This window comes from Caballeronia eucalypticola, from assembly GCF_047608185.1.
GTDB lineage: Bacteria > Pseudomonadota > Gammaproteobacteria > Burkholderiales > Burkholderiaceae > Caballeronia.
In genome coordinates this window covers 145,915-156,110 of record NZ_JBLKRU010000018.1, presented here as the reverse complement: position 1 = coordinate 156,110, position 10,196 = coordinate 145,915, and the positions used below count along the sequence as shown (strand labels likewise).

Annotated in this window: 9 protein-coding genes and 1 other RNA gene; 1 reads left to right on the top strand and 9 read right to left on the bottom strand. The window is 59.6% G+C overall.

The features are described from left to right. The 9 genes from ACMX25_RS21510 to trxA form a co-directional block, all read right to left on the bottom strand. Positions 1–531: Ig-like domain-containing domain (locus tag ACMX25_RS21510; protein WP_462686296.1), on the bottom strand; the 531-nt coding region annotated here is incomplete at its 3' end. A 176-nt stretch (positions 532–707) separates the two neighbouring features. Beyond that, positions 708–2,087 carry an MATE family efflux transporter gene (locus ACMX25_RS21505; protein WP_414952088.1) on the bottom strand — a complete coding sequence of 460 codons (1,380 nt, stop codon included), beginning with the start codon at positions 2,085–2,087 and terminating at the stop codon, positions 708–710. A 2-nt stretch (positions 2,088–2,089) separates the two neighbouring features. After that, positions 2,090–3,853 carry an ArnT family glycosyltransferase gene (locus ACMX25_RS21500; RefSeq protein WP_414952096.1) on the bottom strand — a complete coding sequence of 588 codons (1,764 nt, stop codon included), beginning with the start codon at positions 3,851–3,853 and terminating at the stop codon, positions 2,090–2,092. Positions 3,854–4,157: 304 nt separating this feature from the next. Continuing rightward, on the bottom strand, positions 4,158–4,412 hold the full coding sequence (locus ACMX25_RS21495) for a type B 50S ribosomal protein L31 (RefSeq protein ID WP_299702926.1): 255 nt from the start codon (positions 4,410–4,412) through the stop codon (positions 4,158–4,160). A gap of 139 nt (positions 4,413–4,551) precedes the next feature. Then, positions 4,552–5,391, bottom strand: a complete 840-nt coding sequence (locus ACMX25_RS21490) for a M90 family metallopeptidase (RefSeq protein ID WP_414952087.1) — start codon at positions 5,389–5,391, stop codon at positions 4,552–4,554. Positions 5,392–5,437: 46 nt separating this feature from the next. Next, entirely contained in the window at positions 5,438–6,985 is a 1,548-nt protein-coding gene (locus tag ACMX25_RS21485) for an MFS transporter (RefSeq protein WP_414952086.1), read from the bottom strand. Next, the gene (locus ACMX25_RS21480; RefSeq protein ID WP_414952085.1) at positions 6,982–7,464 is read right to left on the bottom strand and encodes a MerR family transcriptional regulator; all 483 of its coding nucleotides are present in this window, start codon (positions 7,462–7,464) and stop codon (positions 6,982–6,984) included. The genes ACMX25_RS21485 and ACMX25_RS21480 overlap by 4 nt, the downstream gene beginning before the upstream one ends. A 177-nt stretch (positions 7,465–7,641) precedes the next feature. Continuing rightward, the gene (gene rho, locus ACMX25_RS21475; protein ID WP_031356444.1) at positions 7,642–8,907 is read right to left on the bottom strand and encodes a transcription termination factor Rho; all 1,266 of its coding nucleotides are present in this window, start codon (positions 8,905–8,907) and stop codon (positions 7,642–7,644) included. 389 nt (positions 8,908–9,296) lie between these two features. Then, the gene (trxA, locus tag ACMX25_RS21470) at positions 9,297–9,623 is read right to left on the bottom strand and encodes a thioredoxin TrxA (RefSeq protein WP_031356443.1); all 327 of its coding nucleotides are present in this window, start codon (positions 9,621–9,623) and stop codon (positions 9,297–9,299) included. Positions 9,624–10,026: 403 nt separating this feature from the next. Here trxA and ffs point away from each other — a divergent pair. Next, an RNA gene (gene ffs, locus ACMX25_RS21465) (signal recognition particle sRNA small type) lies at positions 10,027–10,125 on the top strand. The last annotated feature ends 71 nt before the right edge of the window (positions 10,126–10,196 follow it).

The window sequence follows — 10,196 nt, the reverse complement described above, 5'->3', positions numbered from 1 at the left end:
GTCGACGTTCTTGACGGGAATCCGGTTACCCAATCCACTCGATTCGCACCAGATGTTTTGCAACGCCGACGCTTCTGTCGCGGGGCCGTTCAGGCGCAACACGAAGATCTGGTCTTCTTCTATCTCGCCGCCGCCGGGCATGACTTGCGTGACAAACGGGCCGCCCGTTTCGAAGCGGAACTGGCGTGGGCCGGTGAGCGCGTTGCCCGCAGTGGATTTGAGACCGTCGTTCAGCGCGACTGAGCAGCGCATGCCGGGCGTGAGGTCTTGTGCGAAGTCGAAGGCCCAGGTTTTATCGTCGATCCAATGCGCGGATCCCGCCGATGGTCCCCCGCTGCAATGGACCTGAGCCGGAGCTTTGGCCGCCGGGTCGCCGAACGCGATCATCGCTTCGTCGAACTTGACGACCACCTGGCGCACCTGCGTGACCTTGCCCTGTGGCGATACGCTCAGCGTGCGGGCGGCGTCGGCGCGATGCGTGGCGCCGAGCAAACCCGCGGCGAACATGGAAAGGGCGGCAAGCGACGCCATGGGCCAGCGTTGTTTTTTTATGACGCGGATCATCGCACTCGTTCCAGGGTGGCCAAAACGCTGGCGATTTTACCGGAGTGTTACGTCGTCCTTGCCAATTGTTTTCATTTTATGACACCGCGCGTGCGCTGATTGCATCGAGTGCGCGGTTTGGCGTGGTTGGTGCGGTTTTGAATCTAAACTGGCTTGGCCCCGGCGCCGACACGATCATCCGGGATGTGCCGCGTGCTGATCCGCCGCCAGTAGAGAAACAGTCCTACGCCCGCCACGCCCAGGCTTAACGAGTTCGCCACCCAGAACCCGCGCGCGCCCTGCAACCAGGCGGGCGTAAAACCGCCCACGTCGAACCCGAGCAAGTATCCGCCGCCCAGCCCGATGCCCCACAACGCGACCGCGTAGATCACCGTCGGCACGACCGCCACCTTGTAGGCGCGCAGTACGAACGCGGTGGTGATCTGGAGGGCATCGAAGAAATGATAGAACACGACAATCGCCAGCAACGGCATGGCTGCTGCGATCACCTGGCTGTCGGGCGTGTAGGCCGCGAGCAAGTGAGGCCGTAGCGCGAACAGCGCCGCGCCGTACACGCACGCGATACCGCACGACAACGCAATGCCGTGGCGGGCGAGCGAACGGGCGGCATCGAAACGTTCTGCGCCAAGTGCTTGCGAAACGAGGGTCGCGGACGCCACGCCAATGGACAGCGGCGTCATGTAGAGCACCGCGCCAATGTTGCCGGCGATCTGATGTCCAGCAAGCGTCGTCGTGCCGAAATGCGAGATGAACAGCGCCATGAACGTGTACGAGGTCACTTCGATCAGGTAGGACAGCCCCATCGGAATGCCGAGTTTCAGCAGCGCTTTCTGACGCTGCCAGACGGGCCAGCAAAAGCGCGAAAATATGCCGAACGGCCGGAAGAACTCGACACGCACCAGCACCGTTATTCCAACGATGGCGATCAGCCAGTTGATCATCGTGCTCGCGATTGCGCAGCCTGGACCACCCAGCGCCGGCACGCCGAATCCGCCGAAGATGAACCACAGGTTGAGCGGAACCTTCAGCATCAGCGCACCGACTTGCAGGAACATCACGAGGCGGGGTTTGCCTACCGCGTTCGCAAGCGAGCCATAGACGCGAAACGCGAGACTCGCCGGCAGGCCGAGCGACAGGATGCGCAAATAGGCGAGGGTGCGGTCGTGCAGGGCGGGAGGGGTATCGGCGATACTCAGGAGAGGCTGCGGGAAATACAAACAAACGAAGCCAATCACCGACAACACCGCCGCCAGCCATAGCGCCTGCCGGACTTCCTCGCCGATATCGGCTTCACGCCGCGCACCGAACAATTGCCCGGCAATGGGTTGCAATGCCGTCAGGATGCCCGTTAAACCAATATAGACAGAGATGTAGATCGATGAACCGAGGCCGAGCGCTGCAAGATCCGTGGCGGAATATCGGCCGACCATGGCCGTATCGATCACGCTGAACGCGATGATCGCCAGTTGGCCGATCAGCACCGGCCACGCCAGGGCCACGATCTTGCGGACATCGGGCCACATGGTCAGTTGCTTCCGCGATGCAGTGACTTCGGTCGCGGCCGCTTGACCGGCGGCACCGGCCGCTCGATGCGCACGTACAGCCGGAACCGCTCGTCGCGGTCGGCCACGCGCCGGCCTTCCCACACGAGCTTCCACTCGAACGAGGAGATCGACGAAGGCTCGCCATAATCCTGCGTGTCCTGACGCAGGATCACGTCGCAGTCTTCATCGAAGGCGAAATGCATGCCGCCGAAATACGCGAAAGTTGCAATCTGCGCATCGCCCAGACGGACCGGTGAAATGCACGTGTAGTCAGGCGGCAGATGATCGGCAATCTGCTCAGCCACGTCGCGATACGTCCGGCTGTAGTTCACCACCGGCAACCACAACGTCATCAGCAGCACCCACATCAGCGTGGTGCCGGCGCTCGACAGCACGACGCTGCGCCACAACACCTTCGGATGACGCGCGAGGCGCCAGCGCGCGAGCGAAAACCAGCAAACCGTCACGGCGACCGCGCACACGAACGACAGGATCTTGAACTCGGGCTGGAAACCGGGCGCGAGACGCGCGAGATTGCGGGCGAGCGGCGCGGGGAAGCCATACAAGCCCGCGGTCCAGACAAGCCAGACAAACGTGGCGAGCAGGGTGAAACTCAACATTGCGAACCAGTCGATAGCGTTGATCGCCCCGCGCTTGAGCGTCGGCAGCGCGAACGTGGCCAATACGGACAAAGGCGGCAGCAACAGCATGAACAGGCGGTTCGACTGGTGACTTTGCAGTATCACCAAAACCAGCAGCGGCCCGATCACGGATAACGGCACGGCCACATGCGGCGAGCGCCGCAATCCGCTCCAGCTGACAAAGGTCCAGATAGCAAGCGGCCACGCCGGCCACGTGAAAAGCGGTAGATTCTTGAGGGCGTAGGAGAGCGCCTGGATCGGCGAACCCGAAAACGAGTCGAAACTGTTGCGCCACCATTGGCGCAGCCACCATTCGCCGTCGTCCGGGTAGAAGTGCAGCACGGGCCACACCCAAGCGCCGATCAGGATGACAGCAACGGGCACGCCGAGCACGAGCAGATAAAACGGCCGCACCTCGCGCACGATCACCGTCATTGCCAGCGTGCAGATCAGCAGTGCCAGCACCAGCACCGGGCTACTCGACAACCCCACGAAACCGATGGCCGCGCCCCAGATCAGCGCGCCCTGGATCGGTTTGTCGCAGCTACGCACGAGGCCGTAGACCAGCATGGCGGTGCCGGCGAACTGAGCAAGCTGGGGCGTGGTTTCGTGGCCGCGTTCGGCGAGACCAAAGCAGGCAAGCAGGATCAGGAGCGCACCATCGGCGAGTGTGCGGCCGTAGTCGCGCGGTTCCGGCTCTCCGCCGAATGCATATTTGAATGGTTGCGCCTCGTCGCGACGGCCAAGCAGATACGCCGTGTACCAGACAAACGCGCAGGCGATACAAAACAGCAAGCCGGTTATTACGCGCGATGCATTGCTTGCATCGACCCACGGGCTCAGCAGGCGGATAAAGCCCGCGCCGAACCAGTACATGAACGGACCGTCGCCGGTCAGCGCCTTGCCGAGCAGGTTCGGCAGCAGCCAGTCTTTCACGCTGCCGTTGGCCATCGTCCACATGACGCCGAAGCCCGCTGCGTCCTCGTTTTTCCACGGATCGCGGCCGAACAGGCCAAACGACGCGTAGATAATACAAATAGCGAGCAGCAGCCAGCGCGGCAGGGCGCTGGTGGCTGAGGCGGTCAGACGGACGACATTTCGCATGCGTTTGGGCGAGGAAACAAAACTGATGGAGCGCCAATAGGGTAAGGCGGCGGCGCTTGGGTCTTGCATGACACGCGAATCTCGTGCCTCGGCGGGTCGTGCGTTTTTTACCGAATCCGGCATTGTAGACGGGCGGCGTCGCGCGCGTCATTGCGGTGCTTGTAAGGGCCCGGGTTCTGTGGAATTTGGCGAAGCGAGACCGTCGGATTGTCGCCAAATTGCAGCAATGCACGGGGCACAGACGAAAAAAAGGCAGCTTTCGCTGCCTTTCTTCGAATCCAGCCTGGGCTGTTCTCTCGACAAATTACTTCTTTGCCGAAAATGCTGCGAACTTCTTGTTGAATTTCTCGACGCGGCCAGCCGTGTCCATGATCTTCTGATTGCCGGTGTAGAACGGATGCGATTCCGACGACACTTCGATCTTTGCCAGCGGGTACGTCTTGCCTTCGAACTCGCCGGTTTCGCGCGTGTTGATCGTCGAACGGGTGATGAACTTGAAGTCGTTCGAGATGTCGACAAACAGCACTTCGCGGTAATTCGGGTGAATGCCTTCTTTCATGGTCTTTCCTTGGTATCTGTTGGTAGCCAGCCCACACGGATCTAGCGAGCCACTTGCCTGAGGTCGAAAAGCGGAGATTATGCCAGAAAAACAGCCGTTTGGCATGTTTTCAGGCGACTCCGGACTGAGGCGCCGGGCGTCATTGCTGCCCTGACACGGCCAGCGCACCTACGCCCGCGGGATCTTGCCGGTAATACCGCGCAAGCAGCCGATACAACTCCGGATATTCCCGCTCAAACGCCGCCGGCTGTACGAACAGCGCCTCACTGCAGACCGCAAAAAACTCCGACGGATGGTCCGCCGCGTAGGGATCAATCAGCGATTCGCGCTCAAACCGGCCCCAGCGGCGCGGTGGAACGGCATCGACTTGAGCACAAAAATGGTCATAAGCGTGATCGAAGACGTCGTTCCAGGCGTTCGAATCGAGCGGCGCGTGCCAGCGTCGAAAGAGCGGGGGATGGCCGTCCGCCTCGCCATTGAGCATGTCGATCTTGTGCGCGAATTCGTGGATCACCACGTTGTAGGCATCCTCGCCGTCGGTCATCTGCGCGTCTTCCCACGACAGCACGACGGGCCCACCCTCCCACGCCTCGCCGCTCGCGTCATGCTCGATCTCATGCACCACGCCAGCCTCGTCCTCGACCGTCTTGCGGATCACGAACTCACCCGGATACACGATCACGCCGACCCAGCCGCGATACAACTCCAGGCTCAGGTTCAGCACGGGCAGGCAAGCTTGCGCCGCGATGGCGACGATCATCGCATCGGTGAGCGGCAGATCGTGGGCGGTTGAAAACTCCTTTTCCGCGATAAAAAGCGTGGTGCATTCGCGTAACCGGGCGCGTTCGGCGTCGTCGAGATGGCCGAAAAACGGCAGGCGATCGAGCGTGTTTTGCCAGAGCGCGTCGTCGATGGCGTGTTTGCGCAGTGCTCTTTCACGACGATTTCCGCTGATCAGCCGGGTCAGGAAATTAGCCATGAGATCTGTATTGTTCTTTTGATGGTTTATCGAATCGCTCTCTGGCTCAATCGATTTGTTTCTGCCAGAGCGCGAACACGCCACCGCAAATCGCCACGCCCATCAGGAAATAAAAGCCGTCGAGCGAAGCCAGGAAACTCGCTTGTTGCGCGACCGTGCGGGCGATGGTTGCAATCGCGAGCGCGTGGGCATCGACGGCTGAATGGCCAGCCGCTGCGAAGCCATTCGCGAGTGCATTCGCGGCGTGTTGAAACTCCGGATTGTACGGATTCACGGCTTCGGCGAGACGCGACTGATGCAACGCTTCCCGATGCTGTTCGACAATAATCACTGCCGCCGTCGCAAACGAGAGCGTCAACTGCCGCACGATATTCTTCAGCCGGTAGCCGTGCGTAAACTCCTCGATCTCGAAGATTCTGAACGTCAGGTTAGCGACGGGCAACACGATGAAAAGCAGCAACAATCCACGCAGCAGCATGGGCAGGATCAGGTCGCTTTGGGCCACGTCCGGCGACATGCGCGTCATCATCCATCCGATCAGCGCCGCGATCGCAAAACCCGGCACGATGATCCATTTTTTGCGCGGCACATATTTCGTGAATTTGAAATACAGGAACAGCGCGGAACCCGAGATCAGCGACGTGATACCTACCAACTGGCCCGTGTTCTCGACCGGATAACCAAGTCCCTGTTCCAAGAATCGTGAGATCAGGTAGCTGAACCCCGTCGACTCGAAGTAATAGAACATGTAAAGCAAGAGACCGACCTGAAACGAGCGTTCGCGCAGCGCGTGAAGGCGCACGAGTGGCGCAGGGTGATGCCATTGATGCCACGCGAACCAGGCGAGGGCGCCAATCCCCGCCACCGTCAGCAGCACGAGCGCGGGCGATGTGCTGAAGTGTACGAAGCGCACTTGTTGCATCACGATCTGCAGCGCACCCTGCGCGAATGCAAACAAGAGATACGGCCAGAAACTGGTCGCGCCACGTTCTTCCCGCACCACGTTGCCGGTATCAGGCAGCGCGAGCATCGCCAGGACGGCGAACGCGAGTCCCGCGGGCGCGGTGCAGGCGAACAGTGCGCGCCAGTCGAAGTGCGACACCAACCAGCCGCCAAGCAAAGGCGCAACCGCGCTGCTGCCGACAATGAGGATCAGGAACGCCCGCGTCGCGCCGGCGCGTTTTTGCGGCGTAAAGCTCACCTGGATGAGGATGCGGCACGCGCCCATCATTGGACCGATGAAATAGCCTTGCAAACCGCGGGTGAACATCAGTTGCAACGAGGTTTCGGTGAGCGCCGACATCATCGCGCCGCACGCGTACAACAGCATGCAGCCGGCCACATAACGCCGGTGTCCGAGACGGTCGACCCACCATTGCTGCTGCAAGATCCCGAGCACCGCGGCAACCGCGTAAGCACTCGATGACCACACGAGTTCATCCGGCGATGCATTGATTCCGCCCGCAATGTAGCTGGCGAAAAACGAGAAGATGGCGTTGTCGAAGTAATCCAGCCCGGTCACGAGCGCGAGCACCCACGGGAAAAAATCGCCGCGCAATCGCTCGACGGTGAACACCGGTGCCCGCGCGCTCACGCCTTTTTACCTCCGGCCTTCGCGCTTGCTTTCGATCGTTGTTCGAGCAATGCGTCGGCAGGCTGGCCAGCGAGCCGGGCTTCTACGTAGTCCAAGTCGAGACGCAGTTCGGCGCGCACCGCTTGCGCTTCCTTCAGCTCGCGACGCACGGACTCAATGCGGGTATCGATAGCATCAAGTTGCTGCTGCAGACCCTGGCGGATGTCCGCCAGCGACTCCGTCGAATAGCGGTTCTTCCCAGCCTCCGTTTTTTCGAGCGGCCGCTTGAGCATTTCCACGATGCCGTGCAGCGAAAATCCCAGCGATCGCAGCCGCAAGATCCGCCCGAAGCGCTCCAGGTCGTTTTCATCGTAGAGCCGATAACGCCCCTCGCTACGGCTGGGCGTAACGAGACCGCGCTCTTCGTAGTATTTCAGTGTGCGCGGGGTGACGCCGAGGCGTTCGGCGGCGTTGCGTACGGTGAGCAGTTCGCTGGACATGGTGCTGGCCGATGGTTTTATCGGCGGATGTGGATGCCCCGAAATTATAGATCAACATGAACGTGAACGTACATGTTGTCAATCGTGGCTCGCGTTTCGCCAGACGAAAAAAAGCCGCCCGCGAATGCGGGCGGCTTTTCATGTTTCGAACCAGCGCGTTGGATTTACTACGCGGAATTAACTGCCGCCGCGGCGCATCAGATCGAAGAACTCAGCGTTGTTCTTGGTTTGACGGATCTTGTCGAGCAGGAACTCCATGGATTCGACTTCGTCCATGTCGTGAATGAACTTGCGCAGCACCCAGACTTTTTGCAGCAGGTCCGGCTTGATCAGCAGTTCTTCGCGGCGTGTACCCGACTTGTTCAGGTTGATCGACGGATACACACGCTTTTCTGCGAGGCGGCGTTCCAGGTGCACTTCCATGTTGCCGGTGCCCTTGAACTCTTCGTAGATCACGTCGTCCATCCGGCTGCCGGTTTCAATCAGCGCCGTGCCGATGATGGTCAGCGAACCGCCTTCCTCAATATTGCGTGCGGCGCCGAAGAAGCGCTTCGGACGTTGCAGTGCGTTGGCATCGACACCACCGGTGAGCACCTTGCCCGAGGCCGGCACCACCGTGTTGTAGGCGCGTGCGAGACGCGTGATGGAGTCGAGCAGAATCACGACATCGTGCTTCATTTCGACCAGGCGCTTCGCCTTTTCGATCACCATTTCCGCGACTTGCACGTGGCGCGCGGCCGGTTCGTCGAAGGTGGAGGCAATCACTTCGCCGACCACCGAACGCTGCATTTCCGTCACTTCTTCCGGCCGTTCGTCGATCAGCAGCACGAACAGAACGATATCCGGATGGTTCGATTTGATCGCGTGCGCAATGTGCTGCAGCATCACGGTCTTGCCCGATTTCGGCGATGCCACCAGCAACCCGCGCTGACCCTTGCCGATAGGCGAGATCATGTCGATGATCCGGCCCGTCACGTTCTCTTCGCCGCGCATTTCGCGCTCGAGCGGCATCGGTTTATTCGGATGCAGCGGCGTCAGGTTTTCGAACATGATCTTGTGCTTCGAGGCTTCCGGCGCCTGGCCGTTGACCTTGTCCACCTTGACCAGTGCAAAGTAACGCTCGCCGTCTTTCGGCGTACGCACTTCACCTTCGATGGTGTCGCCTGTGTGCAGGTTGAAGCGGCGGATCTGCGACGGGCTAATGTAGATGTCGTCCGTGCTGGCGAGATATGAAGTCTCGGGCGACCGCAGGAAGCCGAAGCCGTCAGGTAATACTTCGAGCGTGCCGTCGCCGAAGATCGTGTCGCCAGTCTTGGCGCGCTTTTTAAGAATCGCGAACATCAATTCCTGCTTGCGCAGTCGATTGGCGTTTTCGATCTCCAGGCCATTGGCCATTTCGATCAATGCGGAGACGTGCTGAGACTTGAGCTCGGATAAATGCATACGGATTTCCCGCCAGGGAGAAGAGGTACAACAGAGAATTTGGGAGGAGAAGTGAGCTGAACGCTCAAGGACCTAAACGTCTTGCCGTCTTAAGAAACGTCTTGCAGTCTTAGGATTCTAGCATAGCACATGCCGACAGGCCCTCGGGTGGCCGTGGTGACAGTGTGATTCGCGCATGTTGTGACCTCACAACAATTTGCTGGAATCACCGCGTGTAGCTAGCTGCTTTTTCCATTTTACTTGTATTAATTAGTCAGTGATCAAACCCGGCACAAACGCCAGGTCTTGTCGCTGGGAGAGGGCGGATCCGTGAAAGTCGGAAATGCCATTGCGAGCTTCCGGCTTCGAGTCACAACTTTGGATAACAACATCCGCCCTGCAGCTTCAAATCACAGATTGCTGTCCAGAAACGCGGTCAGTTGCGACTTGGACAATGCGCCGACCTTCTGCGCGGCTACGGCACCATTCTTGAACAGGATCAGCGTGGGGATACCGCGCACTCCAAACTTCACCGGTGTCGATTGATGCTCGTCCACATTGATCTTGGCGATCTGCAGGCGGTCGCCGTAGTCCTTGGCCACTTCATCGAGGATCGGAGCAATCATCTTGCAAGGACCGCACCATTCCGCCCAGAAGTCGAGCAAGACAGGTTTATCCGATTTCGTGACGTCCTGGTCAAAGGATGCGTCGCTGATATGTTTGATCGATTCGCTCATTATGTGAATACCTCTATGATTTCGAGGCCCGCGTTTGAATGCTCGCCACGATACACCAAAACAGGAAATAGTTCGCCGCGCTGCGGGGTGTAGAACCGCTCGCTTGGATGGGCGCATCCGTTGCCGGAAAAGCCGCTTTCTGCCCGTCACACGGCGATTAGCCGGTGCTTCAAATTGTCATCTTAGCTTACTTTGCTATCTGTTGCCCGGTACCGATAGGCCCCTTCTGGACGAACCTCCGGCGCGTGTTATTGCGCTCATTTCAGCCGTGTATCGATGTACAAGGAGTCCATCCACCAAGGCCGCCGCCCCACAACACGAATATGGAGATTACGTGCCGGGATTGCAATAGCACTTCGCTTGGTGGTGGGCGCGGCGATTCTTCTCTGATATGATTCTCCGTGACGGGCCTCCTCGCATGGTGGCGCGGTCAACCTGGTCAGGTCGGGAACGAAGCAGCCACAGCCGTTTTCTACCAGTGCCGAGGGTCGGGCTCGTCACCTTCGCTTTTCTTGTTTGTTTCGCTGTTATTTGCGTCGCCATCTTCCAGCCGTTCTTTAGTTCCTCGTCTTA

What these genes read in the sequence shown, in the direction of transcription:
- ACMX25_RS21480 (WP_414952085.1), bottom strand. Translation starts at nt 7,464, where the DNA reads ATGTCCAGCGAACTGCTCACCGTACGCAACGCCGCCGAACGCCTCGGC.
- ACMX25_RS21490 (WP_414952087.1), bottom strand. Translation starts at nt 5,391, where the DNA reads ATGGCTAATTTCCTGACCCGGCTGATCAGCGGAAATCGTCGTGAAAGA.
- rho (WP_031356444.1), bottom strand. Translation starts at nt 8,907, where the DNA reads ATGCATTTATCCGAGCTCAAGTCTCAGCACGTCTCCGCATTGATCGAA.
- ACMX25_RS21495 (WP_299702926.1), bottom strand. Translation starts at nt 4,412, where the DNA reads ATGAAAGAAGGCATTCACCCGAATTACCGCGAAGTGCTGTTTGTCGAC.
- ACMX25_RS21500 (WP_414952096.1), bottom strand. Translation starts at nt 3,853, where the DNA reads ATGCGAAATGTCGTCCGTCTGACCGCCTCAGCCACCAGCGCCCTGCCG.
- ACMX25_RS21505 (WP_414952088.1), bottom strand. Translation starts at nt 2,087, where the DNA reads ATGTGGCCCGATGTCCGCAAGATCGTGGCCCTGGCGTGGCCGGTGCTG.
- trxA (WP_031356443.1), bottom strand. Translation starts at nt 9,623, where the DNA reads ATGAGCGAATCGATCAAACATATCAGCGACGCATCCTTTGACCAGGAC.